We start from the raw sequence: 24820 nt of genomic DNA on the forward strand, positions 1-24820 counted from the left end.
GCGCTCAGACGCGGTCGATGTGCTTTTCGCCGAACAGGCCTTCGGGCCGGAACAGCAGGAAGACCAGGGCCAGGACGTAGGCGAACCAGACCTCGATCCCGCCGCCGACGAAGGGCCCGAGATAGACCTCGGACACCTTCTCGCCGACGCCGATGATCAGCCCGCCGATGATGGCCCCCGGCACCGAGGTGAGCCCGCCGAGGATCACCACCGGCAGCGCGCGCAGGGCCACGGTCGACAGCGAGAACTGCACGCCGAGCTTGGAGCCCCAGACGATGCCGGCGACGAGGGCGACGATGCCCGCCACCGCCCACACGACCACCCAGATCCGCCCGAGCGGGATGCCGACCGACTGGGCCGCCTGGTGATCGTCGGCCACCGCGCGCAGCGCTCGGCCGACCTTGGTGTATTGGAACAGCAACGCGAGCGTGGCGACCAGGGTGGCGGCCACGCCGGCGGCGATGAGGTCGTCGGGGTTGATCAGCATGCCGCCCTCGAACACGCCCTCGAACAGGAACAGGGGCTCCTTCGGCATGCCGACGTCGATCGTATACACCGAGCTGCCGAACACCATCTGGCCGAGGCCGTCGAGCACGTAGGTGATACCGAGCGTGGCCATCAGGAGCGTGGTCAGCTCCTGGTTCACCAGGTGACGCAGCACCAGGCGCTCGATCACGATCGCCACCGCGATCATGAAAGCCACGCTCATCAGGAAGGCGAGCACGTTGCCGAGCACCATGCTGCCGAGCGCCTCGGTGGCCCAGCCGGAGAAGCGCGCCATCGCCAGCGCGGCGACCAGCACCATCGCGCCCTGGGCGAAGTTGAACACGCCCGAGGCCTTGAAGATCAGCACGAAGCCGAGGCCGATCAAGGCATAGAGCAAGCCGGTCATCAGGCCGCCCAGAAAGGTTTCGAGAAAAAAGCCCATCGTTGTGTCCTTCCCGTCTCAGTGGCTGGTGCCGAGGTAGGCAGCGATGACGTCGGGGTTGTTCTTGACTTCGTCCGGCGCGCCGTCGCCGATCTTCTTGCCGTAGTCGAGCACCACCACGCGGTCGGAGATGTCCATCACCACGCCCATGTCGTGCTCGATGAGCACGATCGTGGTGCCGTACTCGTCGTTCACATCGAGGATGAAGCGGCACATGTCCTGCTTTTCCTCGACGTTCATGCCGGCCATCGGCTCGTCGAGCAGCAACAGCTCGGGCTCGGCGGCAAGCGCACGGCCGAGCTCGACCCGCTTCTGCAGGCCGTAGGGCAGGCGCCCCACCGGGGTGTTGCGGATGCTCTGGATCTCGAGGAAGTCGATCACCTCCTCGACCTTGATGCGGTGCGCAATCTCCTCCTTCTGCGCCGCCCCCCAGAACAGGGCGTGCTGGAAGAGGTTGCACTTCATCTTCAGGTTGCGCCCGGTCATGATGTTGTCGAGCACGGTCATGCCCTTGAACAGCGCGATGTTCTGGAAGGTGCGGGCGATGCCCTGGGCGGCCGCGACCTGCGGCTCCATCTTCTCGCGCAGCGCGCCGCGGAACAGGATCCTGCCCTCCTGCGGGTGATAGACGCCGTTGATGACGTTCAGCATCGAGCTCTTGCCGGCACCGTTGGGGCCGATGATCGAGCGGATCTCGTGCTCGCGCACATCGAAGCTGATGTCGGTCAGGGCCTTCACCCCGCCGAAGCGCAGCGAGATGTTCTGCAGGTCGAGGATCACCCCGCCGATGCGCTCGCGACCGGCGACGGGCGTTTCCAGCGTTTGCGTCATGTCGTTCATCCTCATCTCTCCGGCCTCAGGCGGCACGACGGCCGGCGTCCGGCTCGAAGGTCCTGACTTCCTCGATGCGTACGTCGGCGCTGACCGTGCCCGTGCGGCCGTCCTCGTACTTGACCTGGGTCTCGATGAACTGGCGGTCGCGCCCCGCGAACATCGCCTCGACCAGCACGCCGTAGCGCTCGGCGACGAAATTGCGCCTCACCTTGCGGGTGCGGGTCAGCTCGCCGTCGTCGGCGTCGAGTTCCTTGTGCAGGATCAGGAAGCGGCGGATCTGCGAGCCGCTCATCTTGGGGTCGGCGGCGAGGTCGGCGTTGACCTGCTCGATGCACTCGCGGATCAGCGCATAAACCGCCGGCTGCGAGGCGAGGTCGGTATAGCCGGCGTAGGCCATGCCCTTGCGCTCGGCCCAGTTGCCCACCGCCTCGAGCTCGATGTTGATGAAGGCGGTGACGCAGTCGCGGCCGCTGCCGAAGGCGACCGCCTCCTTGATGTACTGGAAGAACTTGAGCTTGTTCTCGATGAAGTTGGGCGCGAACATCGAGCCGTCGGCCAGCTTGCCGACGTCCTTGGCGCGGTCGATGATCTTGAGGTGGCCGTCCTCGTCGAAGTAGCCCGCGTCGCCGGTCATGAAGTAGCCGTCGGCGTTGATTGACTCGGCGGTGGCGTCGGGTCGCTTGTAGTAGGCCTTCAGCAGCATCGGCCCCTTGACCAGGATCTCGCCGTTGTCGGCGAGCTTGACCTCGACCTCGGGCGCCGGCTTGCCGACCGAGTCGAGCTTGATTTCGCCGTCGGGCTGCAGACAGACGTAGGCGCAGGTCTCGGTCTGGCCGTAGAACTGCTTCAGGTTGATGCCGAGCGAGCGGTAGAAGCGGAACAGGTCGGGGCCGATCGCCGCGCCGGCGGTGTAGGCGACACGGATCCGACCCATGCCGAGCACGTTTTTCAGCGGACCGTAGATCATCAGGTCGCCGATCCGGTAGTGCAGGCGGTCGACGGCGGACACCGGCTTGCCGTCGAGGATGTCGGCGCCCACGCGGCGGGCGAGCGCCATGAAGTGCTCGAACAGCTTGCGCTTGATCGCGCCGGCGTCCTCCATGCGAATCATCACCTGGGTGAGCAGGTTCTCGAACACCCGCGGCGGGGCGAAATAGTAGGTGGGGCCGATCTCGCGCAGGTCGGTCATCACGGTCTCGGCCGACTCGGGGCAGTTGATCGTGAAGCCGGCCACCATCGCCTGGGCGAAGGAGAACAGGTGGTCGCCCACCCAGGCCATCGGCAGGTAGGACAGTATTTCCTCGCGCTCGCTGAGGCGATCGACCCGGGTACCGCCGCGCGCGGCGGCGATGAAGGCGCCGTGGGTCTGACAGACGCCCTTCGGCTTGCCGGTGGTGCCCGAGGTGTACAGCATCACCGAGATGTCGTCGCCCGCCCCCTTGCCGATCTCGCCGTCGAGGAAGTCCGGATGGGCGCGATCGTAGGCGCGCCCTTCCTCCTCGAGCGCGTCCAGGCTCAGGAGCATCGCCTGCCCGTAGTCGCGCATGCCACGCACGTCGTGATAGATCGCATACTCGAGCAGCGGCACCTCGTCGCGGATCTCGAGCAGCTTGTCGACCTGCTCCTGGTCCTCGACCACCGCGAAGCGGACCTCGGCATCCTGCAGGACGTAGGTCATCTCCTGCGCCACCGCGTCCTGGTACATCATCACCGGAATGCCGCCGAGGCACTGGCAGGCGGCGACCGACCAGTACAGCCGCGGACGGTTGTCGCCGACGATCGCCAGCCGGTCGCCGCGCCGGAAGCCCCGCGCCGCCAGGCCGCAGGCGATCGCACGCACATGCTCGGCGACCTGCGCCCAGGAATAGGTCTGCCAGATGCCGTATTCCTTCTCGCGCATCGCCGGCCGTTGCGGCCGCACGCTGGCGTGATGCATCAGCAGCCGCGGAAACGTGTCCAGCGCAGCGCCGGACGCGGCCTGCCCATGAGTGTCGGCCATGCCCCTCCTCCTCCAGTCCGAACCTGTCTGTCTCCATGCCCGTCGCCTGCTTGTGCTTGTGTATCGCGGCGGGAGGGGCGCCCTCGGGGGCGCACTACAGTCCTCGTGGGGAAGGAGTTTCGCAACTCATGTTTGCGCAACTGTTTGCGAAATGTAGTGAATTGTTGCAGTTGGGACGAACGGGGAGGCGGAGAGGCGGGTGCTCAGTCTTCCAGGTAGGGACCGACGCCGAGGCCGACCGGTGCCGGCGCGGCCGCCACGAGCTTGGCGAAGATGCGCGCGAACTCGTCCTCGCGCGCCGCGTCCCGGGTACCTTCAAGCGGGTCGGCGCCGGCGCGGAAGCCGGCCGCGGCAGCCGCCCAGTCCTCCTCGGTGAAATGCCTGACCGCCAGCGGCAGGATCTCGCGCTCCTCGAGCTGGAGATGTGCATGGTAGAAATTGCGGTAGGCCTCGAAGGCATCGACGAAGCCGTAAAACCCTCCCGGCGCACCCTCGGCGTAGGCGCACAGGGCGCGCTTCAGGCTGCGGATCCGGCCCTCGCTCTCGGCATGCTCGCGCTCCAGCGTTGCCAGCGCGGCGGCGCCCTCGGCGGTGCGCAGCTTCAACGGCGCGAACAGATAGCGGTCTTCCTTGGGATGGTGGCTTTGTTCCGGATAGGCCTCGAGGTAATGGACGAGCGCCCGCATCAGCGCGAAATCCGGCGCCAGCCGGCGGGCGCCGATCTCACCCAGGATGTAGCGGACGGCGCTCAGGATCGCTTCCAGCGATCTGTGCTCGTCCATGATGATGCGCATCGCTTCCATTGCGTCCCCTCCTCCCGCGCCTCGCCCGCCGGCGGCTGGCGCTGGGCCAATGCGCAGCGGCGCAACCGTGCCGACCCCTTTCGAAGGCCGCCATTATCCACCCTCGGCCGTCGTTGTCACCGGGGATGGCGCGGCGATTCCGCTCTCCAAAAGCAAAACGGCGCCGAAGCGCCGCCTGCCGGTGAGCGTGGGGCCGTCGCCGGCCCCGCGATCACATGCTGCGCCGGTACTGGCCACCGACCTTGTAGAGCGCGTCGGTGATCTGGCCGAGCGAGCAGTAGCGCACCGCATCGACCAGCACCTCGAACACGTTGGCGTTGTCGATGACGGCCTGCTGCAGCTTGGCCTGCCACTTGGGCGCCTCGGCCTTGTTGCGGGCGTGGAAGTCGGCGAGTCGCTTGAGCTGGCCCTGCTTCTCTTCCTCGGTCGAACGCGCCAGCTCGATCTCCTGCTGGGCTTGGCCCTTCGGGTTGAGGAAGGTGTTCACGCCGATGATCGGGTAGGAGCCGTCGTGCTTCTTGTGCTCGTAGTAGAGCGACTCCTCCTGGATCTTGCCGCGCTGGTAGCCGGTCTCCATGGCGCCGAGCACGCCGCCGCGGGAGGCGATGGCCTCGAACTCCTTGAGTACCGCCTCTTCGACGAGGTCGGTGAGCTCCTCGATGATGAAGGCGCCCTGGTTGGGGTTCTCGTTCTTGGCCAGGCCCCACTCGCGGTTGATGATGAGCTGGATCGCCATCGCGCGCCGCACGGACTCCTCGGTCGGCGTGGTGATCGCCTCGTCGTAGGCGTTGGTGTGCAGCGAGTTGCAGTTGTCGTAGATCGCGATCAGCGCCTGCAGCGTGGTGCGGATGTCGTTGAAGTCCATCTCCTGCGCGTGCAGCGAGCGGCCCGAGGTCTGCACGTGGTACTTCAGCTTCTGGCTGCGCTCGTTGGCGCCGTACTTGTTCTTCATCGCCACCGCCCAGATGCGGCGGGCGACGCGGCCGATCACCGAATATTCCGGATCCATGCCGTTGCTGAAGAAGAAGGACAGGTTGGGCGCGAAGTCGTCGATGTGCATGCCGCGCGCCAGGTACGACTCGACGTAGGTGAAGCCGTTCGACAGCGTGAAGGCGAGCTGGCTGATCGGATTCGCGCCGGCCTCGGCGATGTGATAGCCCGAGATCGACACCGAGTAGAAGTTCTGCACCTTGTTATGGACGAAGTACTCCTGGATGTCGCCCATCATCTTGAGTGCGAACTCGGTGCTGAAGATGCAGGTGTTCTGGCCCTGGTCTTCCTTCAGGATGTCGGCCTGCACCGTGCCGCGAACGGTCGACAGCGTCCATGCCTTGATCTTGGCGTACTCGTCCTCGGTCGGATCGCGGCCGTTGTCGGCCTTGAACTTGGCGATCTGCTGGTCGAGCGCGGTATTGAAGAAGAAGGCGAGGATGATCGGCGCCGGGCCGTTGATCGTCATCGACACCGAGGTGGTCGGCGCGCACAGGTCGAAGCCGTCGTACAACACCTTCATGTCGTCGAGCGTGGCGATCGACACGCCCGAGTTGCCGATCTTGCCGTAGATGTCCGGACGCAGGTCGGGGTCGCAGCCGTACAGCGTGACCGAGTCGAAGGCGGTCGACAGGCGGTGCGCCGGCATGCCCTCGGACACCTTCTTGAAGCGGCGGTTGGTACGGAAGGCGTCACCCTCGCCCGCGAACATGCGGGTGGGGTCCTCGCCCTCGCGCTTGAAGGCGAACACGCCGGCGGTGTAGGGGAAGGAGCCGGGGACGTTCTCCTTCATCAGGAACTTGAGGGTCTCGCCCTCGTCCTCGAAGTTCGGCAGCGCCACCTTGCGGATCTTGCTGCCCGACAGCGACTGGCTCGTAAGCTGGGTGCGGATCTCCTTGTCACGGATCTTCACCACGTACTCGTCAGCGGCGTAGAGCGCCTTCTCGGTCGGCCACTGCTCGAGGAGCTTCTTCGCCACCGGGGTCAGCTCGCCGTCCTTCCAGTTGATCAGCTCATCGAAGTTCTGTGCAGGCTTGCCGCACTGCTCGAACAAGCCCTTGGCGATCCTCAGCGACTGGCGCTCGCGGGCGACGCGGGCCTGCTGCTCGATGTGCTTGTGATAGCCGCGCACGGCGTCGGCGATCTCGGCGAGGTAACGGGTGCGGTCGGCGGGGACGATGGCGCGCCCTTCCGAGGAGGCCCTGACCTTCGCCGCCGGCAGCTTGCTCTTGGCGACCTTCAGGCCCTTGCCCACCAGCGCGGGCAGCATCGCCTGGTAGAGCGCGGTGACGCCGTCGTCGTTGAAGCGCGCCGCCATGGTGCCGAACACCGGCATCTCGTCCGGGCTCTGGTTGAACAGCTCGCGGTTGCGCTGGTACTGCTTGGCCACGTCGCGCAGCGCGTCCTGCGCGCCCTTGCGGTCGAACTTGTTGATCGCGACGAAGTCGGCGAAGTCGAGCATGTCGATCTTCTCGAGCTGGCTCGCGGCGCCGAACTCCGGCGTCATCACGTACAGCGACAGATCGACGAAGGGCACGATCGCGGCGTTGCCCTGGCCGATGCCGGAGGTCTCGACCACCACCAGGTCGAAGCCCGCCAGCTTGCACGCGGCGATGACCTCGGGCAGCGCGGCCGAGACTTCCGAACCGGTGTCGCGGGTGGCGAGCGAGCGCATGTAGATGTTCTCGTGCTCGATCGCGTTCATGCGGATGCGGTCGCCGAGCAGCGCGCCGCCGGTGCGCTTGCGCGAGGGATCGATGGAGACGATGGCGAGCTTGAGCTTGTCGTCCTGGTCGAGGCGGAAGCGGCGCACCAGCTCGTCGGTGAGCGAGGACTTGCCGGCGCCGCCGGTGCCGGTGATGCCGAGCGTCGGCACCTTGGTCTTGGCCGCGGCGTCGATCAAGGCCTTCCTGACGTCGTCGCCGTAGCCGCCGTTCTCGAGCGCGGTGATGATCTGCGCCAGCGCGCGGCGATCGCCGGCGGCGAGCGCCTTCAGCACCTCGGCGGCCTTCTGCGGCGCGGCCTTGGTCACGTCGACGTCGCAGCGCTCGACCACGCTGTTGATCATGCCCTGCAGGCCCATCTTGGCGCCGTCTTCGGGCGAGAAGATATGGGTGACGCCGTATTCGTGGAGCTCCTTGATCTCGGCCGGCACGATCACGCCGCCGCCGCCGCCGAACACCTTGATGTTCTCGCCGCCGTTGGCCTTGAGCAGGTCGATCATGTACTTGAAGAACTCGACGTGGCCGCCCTGGTAGGAGGTGATCGCGATGCCCTGCACGTCTTCCTGGAGCGCGGCGTTGACGATCTCGCCCACCGAGCGGTTATGGCCGAGGTGGATGACCTCGGAGCCGGTCGCTTGCAGGATGCGGCGCATGATGTTGATCGAGGCGTCGTGGCCGTCGAACAACGCGGCGGCGGTGACGAAGCGCACCTTGTTCTTGGGCTTGTAGGTTTGCAGCTTGTGGGCAACGCTCAGGTCGGTCATGTCGGTCTTCCCCTCGTTATTCGGTGATCGGGATGATTCTAGAGGTGTGCGCCGCGCTTGGCCATTGTCCGAGCCGACGTTGATCGTGCAAAATCCGCCAATGCCCCGTGCCTCCCGCTCCATCCCGCAGCGCGCTGCGTCGCAAACACCCGCTGCCGCCGCGCCTGGTGCAGTGCCGCGCAGCCGCGCGACCGTGGCGATGGGTTTCGTCACCGGCATGCTCGCCGCGATCCGTCGCCGCGGCCACGACCCCGCCCCGCTGCTGGCCGCCGCCGGCATCGACCTTGCAGACCCTGCCACCCGCATTCCGGTCGCGCGCTACGCCACGCTCTACAACCTGCTCGCGGCCGAGCTCGCCGACGAGGGCTTCGGCATGTTCTCGCAGAAGATGCCGCCGGGCAGCTTCGAGTTCCTGTGCCGCGGCATGCTCGGCGCCCCCACCTTGGCCGAGGCGCTGGCGCGCGCCGCGCGCTTCCTGCGCCTGGTGCTGCCCGATCTCGCGGTCGATATCGCGCGCGAGGGCGCGCGTGCCGAGCTGCGCATCGCCGAGGTCCGTCCGTTGGCCGCTGCCGACGACGATCCGGCGCGGGTGTTCGCCTTCGAATGGCTCTTGCGCCTGCTCCACGGCGTCGCCTGCTGGTTCGCGGGGCGCGGCCTCGCCCTCGACGCGGTGCAATTTCCCTATCCACGCCCCACCCATGCCGATGACTACGCGCTCGTCTACACCGAACATTCGAGCTTCGGCGGCGGGGCCCTGGTCGCTTCCTTCCAGGCCAACCTGCTCGACCTGCCGCTGCGTCGCGACGACGCCTCGCTCGCCGGCTTCCTCGAAGGCGCCCCGGGCAAGATTTCGATGCTGTACCGGCGCGACCGCGAGATGGTGTCCCGCGTGCGCGACATCCTGCGCGCGGCCCTGCCCGCCAACACCAGCCTCGAGCAGGTCGCGGCGCAACTGCACCTTTCGCCACGCACCGTGCACCGCAGGCTGGAAGAGGAAGGCTCGGGCTTCAGAACGATCAAGGACGCCCTCCGGCGCGACATCGCGCTTGCCCGTCTGACCAAGACCCGTCAGCCGATCGCCCGGCTCGCCGCCGATCTCGGCTACGCGGACACCTCGGCCTTCTACCGCGCCTTCGTCGGCTGGTGCGGCATGTCGCCCGATCGATTCCGCAACGAACTCGCGCGCCGCGACGAGCGCACACCGCCGGCCGACGCGGGAGCCGCCCACTCTCGTTGACGTTAACGTCAGTTATTGCGGAGGATGGGGACCGTGCATCCGCCTCCGCTGCGGCAAAGCTGGCACACTAGGATCACGACTCTGGACCGAACCCACCCCCGTCGGGAGACCCGCACCGCCATGCCGCCCCACGCCGATCACGCCTCGCCGCCCGCGGCCGGGCAGACGCCCGAGCAGCGCCGGCGCTACGACCTGTTGCTCGCGGGCCTCGACCTGCTCGACCAGGCGATCGCGGTGTTCGACTCCACGCCCAAGCTGGTGACCTGGAACAAGGCGATGCTGCGTCTGCTCGACTTTCCCGAATCGATGGTCCGGGTCGGCACGCCGTTCGAGGACTTTGCCCGCTTCAACGCCGAGCGTGGCGAGTACGGCGCGGGCGACGTCGACACCCTGGTGCGCGCGCGGGTGGCAGCGGCGCGCGCCTTCCAGCCCCACTACGCCGAGCGCGCACGGCCGAACGGCAAGATCCTCGCGATCCGCGGCGTGCCCATCCCCAACCTCGGCTTCGTCTCGCTGTGGACCGACATCACCGAGCAGCGCCGCACCGAGGCCCTTATCCAGGAACAGAACGCCCTGCTCGAGGCCCGCGTCGAGGCACGCACCGCCGAGCTCCAGGCCTCCAACCAGCGCCTCGCCCAGGCCAAGGCGGAAATCGACGAGATCGCCGGTGCGTTGCGCCGCAGCGAAAACCGCCTCCAGCTGATCTTCGACTCGATCCCGGCGCTGATTGCCCATATCGACGCCGACGAGGTCTTCCATTACGCCAACCGCGCCTATGCCGACTGGTTCGGGCGCGACAAGGAGTCGCTGATCGGCCGCCCGGTGCGCGAGATCTTCGGCGAGGCGGCCTACGCCCAGATCCAGCCCCAGCTCCAGATCGCTCACCGCGGCGAGCGCGTCAGCTACGAGTACGCCCGGCGCAACGAACAGGGTCGCACGGTGCATGCGCGCAGCGTGATCGTGCCCGAGACCGACGCCGAAGGCCGCACCGCCGGCTTCTTCGTGATGTCGATCGACATCACCGAACAGAAGGCCAACCAGGCGGCGCTGGTGCAGGCGCAGAAGATGGAGGCGGTGGGTCAGCTCACCGGCGGGCTCGCACACGACTTCAACAACCTGCTGACGATCATCATCGGCAACCTGTCGGTGCTGCGGGAGCGGCTCGGCGGCGGCGCCGGCGCCGAATACGTCGAGCCCTCGCTGCAGGCCGCCCGCCGCGGCGCCGAGCTGATCAAGCACCTGCTGACCTTTTCGCGGCGCCAGGCGCTCGAACCCAGCGCGGTCGAGGTCGGTAGCCTGGTGCAGAACCTCTCCCACCTGCTGGTGCGCACCCTGGGCGAGACGATCAGGGTGCGCCTGCGCCTGCCGCCCGAACCGCTGCACGCCCTGGTCGACCCGCACCAGCTCGAGAACGCCCTGCTGAACCTCGCGCTCAATGCCCGCGACGCGATGCCCGAGGGCGGCGAGCTGACGATCGGCGTCGCGCGCCGCCGCTTCGATCGCGAGCTCGCCCGCGCCGCCGAACTGGCGCCGGGCGACTATGTGCAGATCGACCTCAGCGACACCGGCTGCGGCATCCCGGCCGAGCTCCTGACGCGGGTGTTCGAGCCCTTCGTCACCACCAAGCCCTTCGGTGGCGGCAGCGGCCTCGGGCTGTCGATGGTCTATGGCTTCGTGCGCCAGTCGGGCGGCAATGTGCGCATCCAGAGCCGCCCGGGCGAGGGCACCAACGTGCGCTTCGTGCTGCCCGCCACGCCACCGCCCGCGCCGGACACCGGGCAGAGCCCGGCCCCCTCGCCGGCCGGCCGGCTGGCTGGTCTGCCGGTGCTGCTGGTGGAGGACGAACCCGCGGTGCGCAAGGTCATCCGGCTGCAGCTCACCGCGCTCGGCCATCCGGTGCTCGAGGCCGCCAACGGGGTCGAGGCGATCGCGCTGCTGCGCGACGTCGAGGACATCGCCTTCCTGGTCAGCGACACCGTGATGCCGGGCGGCATGGACGGCCGCGAGCTCGCCCGCCAGGCCCGCGCGCTGCGCCCGCGACTGCCGATCCTGCTGATCACCGGCTATACCAGCGAACCCACGACCGCCGACGGCATCGACGACATCCCGGTGCTGCGCAAACCTTTCGACCAGCCGGCGCTCGCCGCCGCGCTGGCGGCACTGGACACGAACGAGGACCCTGAACAGCCATGAGCCCGCACCGTGCCGACCCCGCCGGAGCGAGGATCTTCGTGCTCGAGGACGAGCCCGACATCGCCCGCCTGATCTGCGCCAGCCTGTCCGAGTACGGCTTCCATTGCGAACATCTCGCCACCGGCGCCCAGCTCCTCACGCGCGCACGCCAGGCCGCGCCCGAGCTGTGCATCGTCGACCTCGGCCTGCCCGACATGGACGGCATGCAGGTGGTTCGCGAGCTGCAGGACGGCAGCCCGTGCGCGGTGCTGATCCTGACCGGCCGCAACGACGTCACCGACCGCGTGCTCGGCCTCGAGCTGGGCGCCGATGACTACATCGTCAAGCCCTTCGAGCCGCGCGAACTTGTCGCGCGGGTACGCTCGATCCTGCGCCGCTACCAGCGCGCCGCGCCCGCCGAGCCCGCCGAACGCACGATCGCGCGTTTCGCTGGCTGGAGCTTCGACACCGGCCGCCACGCGCTCACCGCACCCGACGGCCGGGAGATCGCGCTTTCGGCCGCCGAGGCCGGGTTGCTGGCGACCATGCTGCGGCGGCCGAACAAGATCCTGTCGCGCGAGCAGTTGCTCGGCGAGCGCGATGTCGACCCCTTCGACCGCAGCATCGACGTGCGCATCTCCCGCCTGCGCCGCAAGCTTGACGACGACCCGCACAACCCACGACTGATCAAGACGGTATACGGCGCGGGCTACCTGCTGTCGGCGCAGGTCGGGTGGGAATGAACGGCTGCCGCGGCGAGGACGGCGCGCAAGCGCGCGGGCGCATCGCTATAATTATGAATTCTTGATTCATCAACACGACAACAGGAAGCCACGCCATGTCCCAGCGTCCCTTCAAGATCCTCGGCATCCAGCAGATCGCCATCGGCGGCCCGAGCAAGGATAGGCTCAAGACCCTCTGGGTCGACATGCTCGGTCTCGAAGTCACCGGCAACTTCGTGTCGGAACGCGAGAACGTGGACGAAGACATCTGCGCGATGGGGGCCGGCGCATTCAAGGTCGAGGTCGACCTGATGCAGCCGCTCGACCCCGAGAAGAAGCCCGCGGTGCACACCACCCCGCTGAATCACGTCGGCCTGTGGGTCGACGACCTGCCGAAGGCGGTCGAATGGCTCGGCGCCAATGGCGTCCGCTTCGCCCCCGGCGGCATCCGCCGCGGCGCCGCCGGCTACGACATCACCTTCCTTCACCCGAAAGGAAACGATGCGTTCCCGATCGGCGGCGAAGGCGTGCTGGTCGAGCTGGTGCAGGCACCACCCGAAGTGATCGAGGCCTTCGCCCGCCTCGCCAGCGCCTGAGCGCAGCGGCGGGATAGCGCTCAGAGCTCGGCCGCGCCGAAGGTATCGCAGGCCTGCAGCTGGCCGCTCTCGAGTCCGCGACGGAACCAGCGCATGCGCTGCTCCGAGCTACCGTGGGTGAAGCTGTCGACCATCACCCGGCCGCGGGTCTGCCGCTGCATGTGGTCGTCACCGACGGCCGCAGCGGCACGCAGCCCCTCCTCGATGTCCCCCTGCTCGAGGATCTGGCGGCTACGATGGGCATGGTTCGCCCATACGCCGGAAAGGCAGTCGGCCTGCAGCTCCATCCGCACCGAAAGTTGATTGGACACCCGCTCGGACGCGCCCTGGCGCGCCTGCTGCACTTTGTCGGCGATGCCGAGCAGGTTCTGCACGTGGTGTCCGACCTCGTGTGCGATCACGTAGGCCTGGGCGAAGTCCCCGGGCGCGCCGAAGCGCTGGTGGAGCTCGCCGAAGAAGGACAGGTCGAGATAGAGCTTGCCGTCCGCCGGGCAGTAGAAGGGCCCCATCTCGGCCTGCCCGACGCCGCAGGCAGAGCGCGTCGCGCCGGTAAACAGGACCAGCTTCGGCGCCTGGTAGCGCTGGCCGCCGGCGGCGAAGATCTCGCCCCAAGTGTCCTCGGTGTCGGCCAGCACCAGCGAGGCGAAGCGCGCGAGCTCGTCCTCTGCCGCCGAACGCGGCTGTTGCAACTCGATCGCCGGCGGCGACACCACCTCCGCGGTGTTGAGCACCAGCCCGGGGTCGATGCCGAAATACATCGCGACCAGCGCCAGTACGATCGTGCCGATCCCGATCTTGCCGCCCGTGCGGATGCCCCGGCGACCCTGACCGCGGCGGTCCTCGACGTTGCTGCTCTGCCTGCCCCTGCGAAAATCCATCACGGCTCTCCCGCTGCGAGATTCTGTCGCCATCTTAACGCGCGGTGAACGCAAACGGGCCCGCCGTAGCGGACCCGCATTGCCGACTTGCTGCCCGGATCAGGCGGCGTCGGAGAGGCGCTCTTCGCGGATCGCCTCGTACTCGTCCTCCCAGAACCACTTGTCCTCACCGAAGGCCGGCTCGAGGTGGTGGAGCCAGGTGGCGCTCTCGTCGTATTTCGCGAAGAAGGGGCGCTGAACCCAGTCGGGATCGCGGCCCTGGATGAAGCGCAGCACGAAGACCTTCTCGCCGGCGATCTCGGTCACGCCCTGCACCTCGACCTTGCCGGGGCTCGCGCTCATGCTCGGGCCGCGCGCGGTACGGGCGAGGCCCGAGACCTGTTGCATCGCCTCGCGGTAGATCTCCCACGCACGCACCAGCGGCACCTCGAAGTAACGACGCGCGCCGGTGTCGCGCTCGACGAAGAAGTAATAAGGCACGATGCCGAGGCGGACCTGCATCTTCCACATCTTCGCCCATACCGCGGGATCGTCGTTGATGTGCGCGATCAGCGGCCCCTGCGCGCGGATCACCACGCCGGCGGCACGGATGCGGCGAATCGCCGCCTGCGCGATCTCGGTGTCGAGCTCCTTCCAGTGGTTGTAATGCGCCATCAGCGCGACATGCTTGCCGGCGCGCACCATGCGCGCAAGCAGGTCGATCAGTTCTTCGGCATCCTCGGCATCGAGGAAGCGGTGCGGCCAGAAAGTGAGCGCCTTGGTACCGATGCGCACGGTCTGGATGTGGTCGAAGGCCGGCTCGAGCAGGGGTTCGAGGTAATCGCGCAGGTGGCGGGTCTTCATCACCATCGGGTCGCCGCCGGTGAACAGGAGATCGGTCACCTCGGTGTGCTGGCGCAGGTAGGCATGCAGGGTGTCGGCCTCGGAGGCCGAAATGCGCAGCTCCTTGTCGCCGACGAACTGCGCCCAGCGAAAGCAGAAGCTGCAGTAGGCGTGGCAGGTCTGGCCCTGGCTGGGGAAGAACAGCACGGTCTCGCGGTACTTGTGCTGGATGCCGTCGAGGCGCTCGCCTTCGTCGTCGAGCGGGATGTTCATCTGCATCTGGTCGGCCGGATGCGGGTTGAGCGCCTGCCGGACCTCGGCGACCGCCGCCTCGAGCACCGCCTTGTCCGCGCCTTCGCGCAACAGCGCGGCGATGCGGTCGAAGTGTTCGGGCGCGAGCATGCCGCGCTGCGGGAAGGTGAGCTGGAAGATCGGGTCGGCGGGGATGTTGTCCCAGTCGATCAGCTCGTCGATGACGTACTGGTTGACGCGGAAGGGCAGCACGGAGGAGACGACCTTCATCTCGAAGCGCTGCTCGGGCGTCAGGCGCGCGAGCTGTTCGATGCGGTCGAGATCGCGTTGGGTAAAGACCTTGAACGGCACCGGCTTCGCATGCTCGGCGCCGGCCTCCGCGATCGGCCAACGGCGGGTCAGCGGCTGGACTTGAGCGCTCATGGGGAATCCTCCTGCTTGTCGGGTATGGCGTTGATTTGCGGACCTGCCCGCCGCCCACACGTCGTCCACCGCGCCCGAAGGGCCGGAAGCACGCACGCATGGTCAGGACTGGAGCCGGGACAGGAAGCGCGGCCGGTTGGGAGCCGCAACGCCCGCATGAATAGCGCCGCCGCGAACGCGGACGGCAAGGACACCGCTATCTTATGTCACGAATTATGTTTGTGCAAATGAGACAAGCGCGGCGGTGCCGAGTTCCCGAGCGCGGCGCACGAAAAAAAGCGGGCCTGCATCTGCAGGCCCGCGTGCCGTCAGGCATCCGCCGCGAGGCGACGGATCTCCCTCCCCGACGTCAAAACCGGATCATTCGAACTCGATGATCACCTCGTCCACCGACAGGCTGGCGCCCGGGCTGGCGACGATCTTCTTCACCTTGCCATCGTTGTCGGCCTTGAGGACGTTCTCCATCTTCATCGCCTCAATCACCGCGAGCTTCTCGCCCGCCTTCACTTCCTGCCCTTCGGCCACCGCGATCTCTCGCAGCAGGCCGGGCATCGGCGACAGCAGGAACTTCGACAGATCCGGCGGCAGCTTCTCGGGCATCAGCGACAGCAGGTGGGCCGCGCGCTTGGTCATCACCACCGGCTCGACCTGCAGGCCGAAGTGAGAGATGCGATAGCGCAGGCCGCGCCGCTCGAGCTGCAGGCAGACCTTCTCGCCATTGACCGTGCCCTCGAACACCAGGTCGCCGAAGCGCCATTCCGACAGGATACAGTAGGCCTTGTCCTCGCTGCGCATGACCATGCCGCCGTCGACCTTCTCGACCGAGAACGGGTAGAACTTGCCCCCCATCACCACCACCCACTCGGTGGCGACATTGCGGCCATGGCCCGGCAGCTGGCCCTCGATCTGCACCGCGCGCTCGATGTAGCGCAGACGGGCGAAGGCGGCGAGCGCCGCGAGCAGGGTCGGATCGGCGTGCGGCACCATCGAGGCGTCGAAGCCGTGCGGGTACTCCTCGGCGATGAAGCCGGTGTTGAAGTGGCCCGAGCAGAAGCGCGGATGCTGCAGCAGCGCCGCCTGGAAGGGGATGTTCGAGCTGATGCCGCGGATCACGAAGGCATTGAGCGCATCGCGCATGCGCTCGATCGCTTCCTGGCGGTCCTTGCCGTGCACGATCAGCTTGGCGATCATCGAATCGTAGAACATCGAGATCTCGCCGCCCTCATAGACGCCGGTGTCGACCCGCACCTGGCCGGGAATTTCTTCCGGCGGCTGGAACTTCACCAGGCGGCCGGTGGAGGGCAGGAAGCCGCGGAACGGATCCTCGGCGTTGATCCGGCATTCGATCGACCAGCCGTCGAGCCGGATGTCGTCCTGCGCGAACGCCAGCTTCTCTCCCGCGGCGACGCGGATCATCTGCTCCACCAGGTCGATGCCGGTGATGTTCTCGGTCACCGGGTGCTCGACCTGCAGGCGGGTGTTCATCTCGAGGAAGTAGAAGCTCTTGTCGGCGCCGACGACGAACTCGACCGTGCCGGCCGACTGGTAGTCCACCGCCTTGGCCAGCGCCACCGCCTGCTCGCCCATCGCCTTGCGCGTGGCCGGGTCGAGGAAGGGGCTCGGCGCCTCTTCGATGACCTTCTGGTGGCGGCGCTGGATCGAGCACTCGCGCTCGTGCAGGTACACCACGTTGCCATGCGCGTCGCCCAGCACCTGGATCTCGATGTGGCGCGGCTCGACGACGAATTTCTCGATGAAGACGCGATCGTCGCCGAAGCTGTTGCGCGCCTCGTTGACGCAGGAGGCGAAGCCCTCGTGCGCCTCCTTGTCGTTGTAGGCCACGCGCAGGCCCTTGCCGCCACCGCCGGCCGAAGCCTTGATCATCACCGGATAGCCGATCGTGCGGGCGATCTCGACCGCCTCGTCGGGTCCGGCAATCGCGTCGTTGTAGCCGGGAATGGTGTTGACGCCGGCTTCCATCGCCAGCTTCTTGGACTCGATCTTGTCGCCCATCTTGCCGACCGAGTAGTGCTTCGGTCCGATGAAGACGATGCCTTCGTCTTCCAGCCGGCGCGAGAACTCCTCGTTCTCCGACAGGAAACCGTAGCCGGGGTGCACCGCTTCGGCGCCGGTCTGCTTGCAGGCGGCGATGATCTTGTCCATCACCAGATAGGACTCTTTCGACGGCGCCGGGCCGATGCAGACCGCTTCGTCGGCGAGGTCGACATGCAGCGCGTTCCTGTCCGCCTCCGAGTACACCGCTACCGTCTGGATGCCCATCTTGCGGGCGGACTTGATGACGCGGCAGGCTATTTCACCGCGGTTGGCAATCAGAATCTTCTTGAACATATTGGGTTTCCTCGTGCGCCGATCAGAGCGGGATGTTGCCGTGCTTGCGCCACGGGTTCTCGAGTTCCTTGTTGCGCAGCATCGCCAGCGAACGGCACACGCGCTTGCGGGTGTTGTGCGGCATGATCACGTCGTCGATGAAGCCGCGGTGCGCCGCCACGAAGGGGTTGGCGAAGCGTTCCTTGTACTCCGCCTCGCGCATGGCGAGCTTCTCGGGGTCGTTCTTCTCCTCGCGGAAGATGATCTCGACCGCGCCCTTGGCGCCCATCACCGCGATCTCGGCGCTCGGCCACGCGAGGTTGACGTCGCCGCGCAGGTGCTTGGAGCTCATCACGTCGTAGGCGCCGCCATAGGCCTTGCGGGTGATGACGGTGACCTTGGGCACGGTGCACTCGGCGTAGGCGTAGAGCAGCTTGGCGCCGTGCTTGATGATGCCGCCGTATTCCTGCGAGGTGCCCGGCATGAAGCCCGGCACGTCGACCAGGGTCACCACCGGAATGTTGAAGGCGTCGCAGAAGCGCACGAAGCGCGCCGCCTTGATCGAGCTCTTGATGTCGAGGCAGCCGGCCAGCACCAGCGGCTGGTTGGCGACGATGCCCACCGGCGAGCCTTCCATGCGCCCCAGGCCGATGATGATGTTCTTGGCGTAGTCCGGCTGCAGCTCGAAGAAGTCGCCGTCGTCGACCATCTTGACGATCAGCTCCTTCATGTCGTACGGCTGGTTGGGGTTGTCCGGCACCAGGGTGTCGAGCGACATCTCGATGCGGTCGGCCGGATCGTAGGACGGCATCACCGGCGGCTTCTCGCGGTTGCTCGCGGGCAGGAAGCCGACCAGGCGACGGGTCATCATCAGCGCCTCGACGTCGTTCTCGAAGGCGAGGTCGGCAACGCCCGACTTGGTGTTGTGGGTGATCGCGCCACCCAGTTCCTCGGCGGTGACCTCCTCGTGGGTCACCGTCTTCACCACCTCGGGGCCGGTCACGAACATGTACGACGAATCCTTCACCATGAAGATGAAGTCGGTCATCGCCGGGCTGTACACCGCGCCGCCGGCGCAGGGGCCCATGATCAGCGAGATCTGCGGGATGACGCCCGAGGCGAGCACGTTGCGCTGGAACACGTCGGCGTAGCCGCCGAGCGAGTCCACGCCTTCCTGGATGCGGGCGCCGCCCGAGTCGTTGAGGCCGATCACCGGCGCGCCGACCTTCATCGCATGGTCCATGACCTTGCAGATCTTCTCCGCATGGGTCTCGGACAGCGAACCGCCGAACACGGTGAAGTCCTGCGAGAAGATGAACACCAGCCGGCCGTTGATGGTGCCGTAGCCGGTCACCACGCCGTCACCGGGCACGTGCTCGGCATCCATGCCGAAGTCGGTGCAGCGGTGCTCCTTGTACATGTCCCATTCCTCGAAGCTGTCGTCGTCGAGGAGCAGTTCGATGCGCTCGCGCGCGGTGAGCTTGCCCTTGCGATGCTGGGCGTCGATGCGCTTCTGGCCGCCGCCGAGGCGAGCCTGCTCGCGCTTCTCCTTCAGCTGGCGAATGATCTCTTGCATTGATGATCTCCTTGAGTATTGCCGCATTGCCCGCCCGCGACGCGGACGGACCAGTGATTCGGTTCAAAGATGGGCGAGCAGGCGCTGCGCCGCGGCCGAAGGCGTGCTCTCGCCCCCCTCCACCGCGCGGCTGAGCGCGGGCAACTCCGCGCGCACCCGCGGGTTGGCGCGGAAGCGGCTGCGCAGCCCGGCATCGATCAGGTCCCACATCCATGCGAGCGCCTGGTGACGGCGCTTGGCCTCGAACTCGCCGCTCGCGGTCAGCGCGGCACGATAGTCGCAGACCGCGCGCCAGAACTCGGCGACCCCCTCCTTCTTCAGCGCCGACAGGGTCAGCACCGGCACCGTCCAGTTCGGGCTCGCCGGACGCAGCATGTGGAGCGCGGTCTTGAGCTGCGACTTGGCCCGTACCGCCGCGGCCGGGTCGATGTCGGCCTTGTTCACCACGATCAGGTCGGCAAGCTCCATGATTCCTTTCTTGATCCCCTGCAGGTCGTCGCCGGCGTTGGGCAGCTGCAGCAGGCAGAAGATGTCGCTCATGCTCGCCACCGCGGTCTCGCTCTGACCGACGCCGACGGTCTCGACGATGATGACGTCGAAACCGGCCGCCTCGCACACCAGCATCGTTTCGCGCGTCTTCTCGGCCACCCCGCCGAGGCTGCAGGCCGACGGGCTGGGGCGGATGAAGGCCGCCGGGTTCTGGCTGAGCAGCTCCATCCGCGTCTTGTCACCGAGGATCGAGCCGCCGGTCACCGACGAGGACGGATCCACCGCGAGCACCGCGACCCGCAGGCCCTGCTCGATCAGATACAGCCCGAGCGCCTCGATGAAGGTCGACTTGCCGACCCCGGGCACACCCGAGATGCCCACCCGCATCGCCCGCCCGGTGTGCGGCAGCAGCGCCTCGAGCACCCCGTGCGCGCGCGCCTGGTGGTCCTCGCGCTGCGATTCGATCAGGGTGATGGTCTTCGCCAGCGGACGCAGCCGGCGTGCGAGCACGCCGTCGACCAGGCCCTGGTCCGCGGCGTCGAGGGGGTAAGAAGTGGCTGGAAGCATGGTGTCTGTCACTCGACATCTTGCCCGGTCCGACCTGCTGGCGCCGCGTGCGCCGCGATGCTCACGGGGCGCACGGTGCGCCCAGGCGCGCGCCCGCGATCGCGGCCGAGGCCGCGCCTGCAGGGGACCGGGGCGCTATCGTCAGGCGGCCTTGCGCGCGGCGCGGATCTGCTTGAGCACTTCGCGCGCGGCCTTCGGAATCGGCGTGCCTGGGCCGAAGATGCCCTTCGCGCCCGCCTTATAGAGCGCGTCGTAGTCCTGTGCCGGGATCACCCCGCCGACGAAGACGATCACGTCGTCGGCACCGAGCGCTTTCAGGCCCTTGATCACCGCCGGCACCAGCGTCTTGTGGCCGGCCGCGAGGCTGGAGCAGCCCACCGCATGCACGTCGTTCTCCACCGCGTGGCGTGCCGCCTCCTCCGGGGTCTGGAAGAGGGGGCCGACGTCGATGTCGAAGCCGAGGTCGGCGAAGGCCGAGGCGACCACCTTGGCGCCGCGATCGTGCCCGTCCTGGCCGAGCTTGGCGATCATCACGCGCGGCCGGCGGCCTTCCTCCGCGACGAAGGTCTCGATCTCGGCCTTGAGCGCCTTCCAGTCCTCGTCGTTCTCCACCACCGCGCCGTACACCCCGGACACCGCCTGCGGGTTGGCGCGATAGCGGCCGAACACCACCTCGAGCGCGTCTGACACCTCGCCCATCGTGGCGCGCGCGCGCATCGCGTCGACCGTCAGCGCGAGCAGGTTGCCCTCGCCGCCCTTCGCGCATGCGGTGAGCGCGGCGAGCGCGGCATCGACCGCCGCCTGGTCGCGGGTGGCGCGGATGCGGGCGAGACGCTCGATCTGCGCCTCGCGCACGACGTGGTTGTCGATGTCGAGGATCTCGATCGGGTCTTCCTTGGCCAGCCTGTACTTGTTGACGCCGACGATGACGTCCTTGCCCGAGTCGATGCGCGCCTGCTTGTCGGCGGCGCACTCCTCGACCTTCATCTTCGCCCAGCCCGACTCGACCGCCTTGGTCATGCCGCCCATGGCCTCGATCTCCTCGATCAGCGACCACGCCTTGTCGGCCATGTCCTGGGTGAGCTTCTCCATCATGTAGGAGCCGGCCCAGGGATCGACCACGTTGCAGATGTGGGTCTCTTCCTGGATGACGATCTGGGTGTTGCGCGCGATGCGGGCGGAGAACTCGGTGGGCAGGGCGATCGCCTCGTCGAGCGCGTTGGTGTGCAGCGACTGGGTGCCGCCGAACACCGCCGCCATCGCCTCGATCGTGGTGCGGATCACGTTGTTGTAGGGATCCTGCTCGGTGAGCGACCAGCCCGAGGTCTGGCTGTGGGTGCGCAGCATCATAGACTTCGGGTTCTTCGGCTCGAACTGCTTCATGATCCGCCACCACAGCAGGCGCGCGGCGCGCATCTTGGCGATCTCGAGGTAGAAGTTCATCCCCACCGCCCAGAAGAACGACAGGCGGCCGGCGAAGGTATCGACGTCCATCCCCGCCTTCAGGCCGGTGCGGACGTACTCGAGGCCGTCGGCCAGCGTGAACGCCAGCTCGATCGCCTGGTTCGCGCCCGCCTCCTGGATGTGGTAACCCGAGATCGAGATGCTGTTGAACCTCGGCATGTGGGCCGAGGTGTACTTGAAGATGTCCGCGATGATCCGCATCGAGGGTTCGGGCGGATAGATGTAGGTGTTGCGGACCATGAACTCCTTGAGGATGTCGTTCTGGATGGTCCCCGACAGCTGCTCCTGCTTCACCCCCTGCTCTTCCGCGGCGACGATGTAGCCGGCGAGGATCGGCAGCACCGCGCCGTTCATCGTCATCGACACCGAGACCGTGTCGAGCGGGATGTCGTCGAACAGGATCTTCATGTCCTCGACCGAATCGATCGCCACGCCGGCCTTGCCGACGTCGCCGGTGACGCGCGGGTGGTCGGAGTCGTAGCCGCGATGGGTGGCGAGGTCGAAGGCCACCGAGACGCCCTGGCCGCCGGCGGCGAGCGCCTTGCGGTAGAAGGCGTTGGATTCCTCGGCGGTGGAGAAGCCGGCGTACTGGCGGATCGTCCACGGCTTGACTGCGTACATCGTCGGCTGCGGGCCGCGGAGGTAGGGCTCGAAGCCGGGCAGGGTGTCGGTGTGGGGAAGGTCTGCGATGTCGGCCGCGGTGTACAGCGGTTTCACCGCGAGGCCTTCGGGCGTGATCCAGTTCAGGTTATCGACCTCGCCCCCGGGCGCGTGCTTGGCTGCTGCCTTCTTCCAGGCCCCGAGGTCGGGCCGCGGATACTCGGGCAGTTTGGCATTCGACATGACTCATCCTCTCTCGACACTTGGGCCACCGGCAGGCGCCCCGGCTGTTTGGGTGGCGGACGCAGCGGTCCGGATTCCGGCTCCGACGACGAGACCGTCCGCGGCATCGGCTGCGGACGGTCGCCGGCGGTCCGCGACGCGGCGTAGCCCCTCTCCTGTACCTCGCGACGCTGCGCGAAGTCCTCCTATGCTACGCCTCGTCAGGGAACTTGACTTGTTGCTCGGGCGAAATAATACTTTATCCATAATTATGAATGCAACGAGGAAAAACGTCCGCCGCCCGGCTCGCCCGCTTCGACGCGACCCGGGCGGCGTGCGTATCCGCCAATGAACGCCTCATCCCGCATCGCCCCGCTGGCCCTGTACCAGGAAGTCGCCGAACGCCTGCGCGAACGAATCTTCTCGCACGAGCTGCCGCCCGGCACCTGGGTGGACGAGCAGGCCCTCGCCCTGCAGTACGGCATCTCGCGCACGCCGCTGCGCGAGGCGCTGAAGGTGCTCGCCTCGGAGGGGCTGGTGAAGCTCAAGCCGCGTCGCGGCTGCTACGTGACCGAGATCTCCGCGCGCGATCTCGACGAGGTGTTCGTGGTGATGGCCCTGCTCGAGGGAGAGTGCGCCGCCACCGCCGCCCGCACCGCCGACGCTGCCGCGCTGCAGCACCTGCAGGAGATCCACGCCGAACTCGAGGCCGCCGCCGCCGCGCCGGACATCAACCGCTACTTCGAGGCCAACCAGGCCTTTCACGTCGCGCTGCAGCAGATCGCCGACAACCGCTGGTTGATCCACGTCGTGGAGGACCTGCGCAAGGTGATCAAGCTTTCGCGCCACCATTCGCTGTCGGCCGAGGGGCGCCTCGAGGCCTCGCTGGCCGAGCACCGCGAGATCCTCGACGCCCTCCTCGCCCGCGACGCCGGCCGCGCCGAGGCGCTGATGCGCAGCCACATCCGCAGCGGCCGCGAGGCGCTCGCCCGCATCGACGACGGCCGCGAACGCGCCGGCTGAGCCCGCGGCGGCCGCTCACTCCGCGGTTTCGGGCCGCTCCTCCGCCCGCGTCGCCAGCACCTGGTCGATGCGGTAGCTGTCGATGTCGACCACCTCGAACTTGTAGCCGGCGTAGATGACGAAATCGGTTCGCCGCGGCACCTTGCGCAGGGTATACATGAGGAAGCCGGCGATCGTCTCGTAGTTCTCGAAGCCCTCGAACTCGGCGATCTCGAGCGCGCTCATGACGTCCTCGATCGGGGTCGAGCCGTCGATCAGCCAGGAATGGTCGTCGCGGCGCACGATCATGTCCTCCTGATAGGGCGCGGACAGGCCGCCCATCACGGTGTTCATGACGTCCTGCAGGGTCAGCAGGCCGACCACCAGGGCGTACTCGTTGACCGCCAGGGCGAAGTCCTCCTTGGCATCGCGGAAGCGCTCGAGCGCCTCGAACAGGCTCAGCGTGTCGGGCAGCACCAGCGCGTTGCGCACGATCGGCTCGGTGCGCAGGCCGAGCGGCTTGCCCTCCAGGATGCGCGGCAGGATGTCCTTCGAGTCCACATAGCCGATGAGTTGGTCGATGCCGTCGCGGCACACCGGGTACTTGCCATGGGGATGCGCGGCGATCTTGCGCCGGATGCTCTCCTCGCTCTCACCCAGGGTCAGGAAGACGATGCTGTCGCGGTTGGTCATCGCCGAGGGCACGATGCGCTCGTCGAGTTCGAACACCTTGCTGATCATCTGCTGCTCCTGCTTGAGCAGCATCCCCGACTGGGCGCCGGCATCGGCCATCGCCATGATGTCCTCGGCGGTGATCTGCTCGATCCGCACGGTGGGCAGCCGCGTCACGCGGAACAGCCAGTTCGCCAGCCCGTTGAAGATCCACACCAGCGGCCCGAACAGCCACATGCAGGCCTGCATCGGCCGCACCACCGCCACCGCGATGCGCTCCGGCGCGGCCATGCCGATGCGCTTGGGCATGAGGTCGGCGAAGAGCACGAAGACCGAGGTCACGAGCGCGAAGGCGATCAGGAAGCTGGCGGTGTCGAGGCGGGGCCCGTCGTAGAAGGGCTGCAGCGCGTTGCGCACGTAGGGCGTCAGCGACTGTTCGCCGACCACGCCGCCCAGGATGGCCACGGCGTTGAGGCCGATCTGCACCACGGTGAAGAAGTAGCCGGGGCTGTCCTGCAGGGCGAGCACCCGCGCCGCGTTTTCGTCGCCGCCCTCGGCGAGCACGCGCAGCTTGGTCTTGCGCGAGGCGGCGAGGGAGATTTCGGAGATCGAGAAGAAGGCGCTGATGACGATCAGCAGGAAGATGATGAACAGGTGTTCGGCGAACGCCACGACGAGCCTCTGGCGAAAGACGGGCACGCGGCCCGGGCGAGCGGGAGTCTACACCACGACATGGAAAAGCCCCCGGGGCCGCGG

The 24820-nt window shown here is 67.4% G+C and carries 17 protein-coding genes; 5 read left to right on the forward strand and 12 right to left on the reverse strand.

The genetic code is table 11. From position 1 onward, the window contains the following. Positions 1 to 4: 4 nt before the first annotated feature. From BB334_RS11020 to icmF, 5 genes are all read right to left on the reverse strand, one after another. Complete coding sequence (locus tag BB334_RS11020; protein ID WP_068808509.1) at positions 5 to 928, reverse strand: branched-chain amino acid ABC transporter permease; 924 nt, start codon at positions 926 to 928, stop codon at positions 5 to 7. Positions 929 to 946: 18 nt separating this feature from the next. Next, entirely contained in the window at positions 947 to 1774 is an 828-nt protein-coding gene (locus BB334_RS11025) for an ABC transporter ATP-binding protein (RefSeq protein WP_083200395.1), read from the reverse strand. A 10-nt stretch (positions 1775 to 1784) separates the two neighbouring features. After that, the gene (locus tag BB334_RS11030; protein ID WP_068808513.1) at positions 1785 to 3761 is read right to left on the reverse strand and encodes an AMP-dependent synthetase/ligase; all 1977 of its coding nucleotides are present in this window, start codon (positions 3759 to 3761) and stop codon (positions 1785 to 1787) included. 203 nt (positions 3762 to 3964) lie between these two features. Beyond that, entirely contained in the window at positions 3965 to 4564 is a 600-nt protein-coding gene (locus BB334_RS11035) for a hemerythrin domain-containing protein (protein WP_068808515.1), read from the reverse strand. Positions 4565 to 4775: 211 nt separating this feature from the next. Then, complete coding sequence (gene icmF, locus BB334_RS11040) at positions 4776 to 8042, reverse strand: fused isobutyryl-CoA mutase/GTPase IcmF (RefSeq protein ID WP_068808518.1); 3267 nt, start codon at positions 8040 to 8042, stop codon at positions 4776 to 4778. 199 nt (positions 8043 to 8241) lie between these two features. Between icmF and BB334_RS11045 the strand changes: the two genes are divergently transcribed. The 4 genes from BB334_RS11045 to BB334_RS11060 all read left to right on the forward strand — a co-directional run bounded on the left by BB334_RS11045 (position 8242) and on the right by BB334_RS11060 (position 12769). Next, entirely contained in the window at positions 8242 to 9279 is a 1038-nt protein-coding gene (locus BB334_RS11045; protein WP_198531239.1) for an AraC family transcriptional regulator, read from the forward strand. A gap of 120 nt (positions 9280 to 9399) precedes the next feature. After that, positions 9400 to 11472, forward strand: coding sequence for a PAS-domain containing protein (locus tag BB334_RS11050; protein ID WP_068808524.1), 2073 nt, complete (start codon positions 9400 to 9402; stop codon positions 11470 to 11472). Further along, entirely contained in the window at positions 11469 to 12194 is a 726-nt protein-coding gene (locus BB334_RS11055) for a response regulator transcription factor (RefSeq protein WP_068808528.1), read from the forward strand. Before BB334_RS11050 ends, BB334_RS11055 begins: the two co-directional genes overlap by 4 nt. Before the next feature lie 95 nt (positions 12195 to 12289). Beyond that, complete coding sequence (locus BB334_RS11060) at positions 12290 to 12769, forward strand: VOC family protein (protein WP_068808529.1); 480 nt, start codon at positions 12290 to 12292, stop codon at positions 12767 to 12769. A 20-nt stretch (positions 12770 to 12789) separates the two neighbouring features. Here BB334_RS11060 and ypfJ read toward each other — a convergent pair whose 3' ends face one another. The 6 genes from ypfJ to scpA form a co-directional block, all read right to left on the reverse strand. Beyond that, positions 12790 to 13647 carry a KPN_02809 family neutral zinc metallopeptidase gene (gene ypfJ, locus BB334_RS11065; protein WP_068808532.1) on the reverse strand — a complete coding sequence of 286 codons (858 nt, stop codon included), beginning with the start codon at positions 13645 to 13647 and terminating at the stop codon, positions 12790 to 12792. 99 nt (positions 13648 to 13746) lie between these two features. Next, positions 13747 to 15144 carry a KamA family radical SAM protein gene (locus tag BB334_RS11070; RefSeq protein ID WP_083200397.1) on the reverse strand — a complete coding sequence of 466 codons (1398 nt, stop codon included), beginning with the start codon at positions 15142 to 15144 and terminating at the stop codon, positions 13747 to 13749. 360 nt (positions 15145 to 15504) lie between these two features. Next, on the reverse strand, positions 15505 to 17493 hold the full coding sequence (gene accC, locus BB334_RS11075) for an acetyl-CoA carboxylase biotin carboxylase subunit (protein ID WP_068808534.1): 1989 nt from the start codon (positions 17491 to 17493) through the stop codon (positions 15505 to 15507). A gap of 22 nt (positions 17494 to 17515) precedes the next feature. Next, complete coding sequence (locus BB334_RS11080; protein WP_068808538.1) at positions 17516 to 19048, reverse strand: acyl-CoA carboxylase subunit beta; 1533 nt, start codon at positions 19046 to 19048, stop codon at positions 17516 to 17518. 63 nt (positions 19049 to 19111) lie between these two features. Further along, the gene (meaB, locus tag BB334_RS11085; RefSeq protein WP_068808541.1) at positions 19112 to 20104 is read right to left on the reverse strand and encodes a methylmalonyl Co-A mutase-associated GTPase MeaB; all 993 of its coding nucleotides are present in this window, start codon (positions 20102 to 20104) and stop codon (positions 19112 to 19114) included. A gap of 141 nt (positions 20105 to 20245) precedes the next feature. Continuing rightward, entirely contained in the window at positions 20246 to 22411 is a 2166-nt protein-coding gene (gene scpA, locus BB334_RS11090) for a methylmalonyl-CoA mutase (protein WP_068808542.1), read from the reverse strand. Positions 22412 to 22738: 327 nt separating this feature from the next. Between scpA and BB334_RS11095 the strand changes: the two genes are divergently transcribed. After that, a complete protein-coding gene (locus BB334_RS11095; RefSeq protein WP_068808545.1) occupies positions 22739 to 23413 on the forward strand; it encodes a GntR family transcriptional regulator in 675 nt (224 codons plus the stop codon). Positions 23414 to 23428: 15 nt separating this feature from the next. Here BB334_RS11095 and BB334_RS11100 read toward each other — a convergent pair whose 3' ends face one another. Continuing rightward, positions 23429 to 24736, reverse strand: a complete 1308-nt coding sequence (locus BB334_RS11100) for a hemolysin family protein (protein WP_068808547.1) — start codon at positions 24734 to 24736, stop codon at positions 23429 to 23431. Positions 24737 to 24820: the final 84 nt, after the last annotated feature.

The organism is Thauera phenolivorans (assembly GCF_001696715.1).
In the GTDB taxonomy this organism is placed as follows: domain Bacteria; phylum Pseudomonadota; class Gammaproteobacteria; order Burkholderiales; family Rhodocyclaceae; genus Thauera; species Thauera phenolivorans.

Coding starts and splice junctions, on each gene's coding strand:
- BB334_RS11020 (WP_068808509.1), bottom strand. CDS start 928: ATGGGCTTTTTTCTCGAAACCTTTCTGGGCGGCCTGATGACCGGCTTG.
- BB334_RS11025 (WP_083200395.1), bottom strand. CDS start 1,774: ATGAGGATGAACGACATGACGCAAACGCTGGAAACGCCCGTCGCCGGT.
- BB334_RS11030 (WP_068808513.1), bottom strand. CDS start 3,761: ATGGCCGACACTCATGGGCAGGCCGCGTCCGGCGCTGCGCTGGACACG.
- BB334_RS11035 (WP_068808515.1), bottom strand. CDS start 4,564: ATGGAAGCGATGCGCATCATCATGGACGAGCACAGATCGCTGGAAGCG.
- icmF (WP_068808518.1), bottom strand. CDS start 8,042: ATGACCGACCTGAGCGTTGCCCACAAGCTGCAAACCTACAAGCCCAAG.
- BB334_RS11045 (WP_198531239.1), top strand. CDS start 8,242: ATGGGTTTCGTCACCGGCATGCTCGCCGCGATCCGTCGCCGCGGCCAC.
- BB334_RS11050 (WP_068808524.1), top strand. CDS start 9,400: ATGCCGCCCCACGCCGATCACGCCTCGCCGCCCGCGGCCGGGCAGACG.
- BB334_RS11055 (WP_068808528.1), top strand. CDS start 11,469: ATGAGCCCGCACCGTGCCGACCCCGCCGGAGCGAGGATCTTCGTGCTC.
- BB334_RS11060 (WP_068808529.1), top strand. CDS start 12,290: ATGTCCCAGCGTCCCTTCAAGATCCTCGGCATCCAGCAGATCGCCATC.
- ypfJ (WP_068808532.1), bottom strand. CDS start 13,647: ATGGATTTTCGCAGGGGCAGGCAGAGCAGCAACGTCGAGGACCGCCGC.
- BB334_RS11070 (WP_083200397.1), bottom strand. CDS start 15,144: ATGAGCGCTCAAGTCCAGCCGCTGACCCGCCGTTGGCCGATCGCGGAG.
- accC (WP_068808534.1), bottom strand. CDS start 17,493: ATGTTCAAGAAGATTCTGATTGCCAACCGCGGTGAAATAGCCTGCCGC.
- BB334_RS11080 (WP_068808538.1), bottom strand. CDS start 19,048: ATGCAAGAGATCATTCGCCAGCTGAAGGAGAAGCGCGAGCAGGCTCGC.
- meaB (WP_068808541.1), bottom strand. CDS start 20,104: ATGCTTCCAGCCACTTCTTACCCCCTCGACGCCGCGGACCAGGGCCTG.
- scpA (WP_068808542.1), bottom strand. CDS start 22,411: ATGTCGAATGCCAAACTGCCCGAGTATCCGCGGCCCGACCTCGGGGCC.
- BB334_RS11095 (WP_068808545.1), top strand. CDS start 22,739: ATGAACGCCTCATCCCGCATCGCCCCGCTGGCCCTGTACCAGGAAGTC.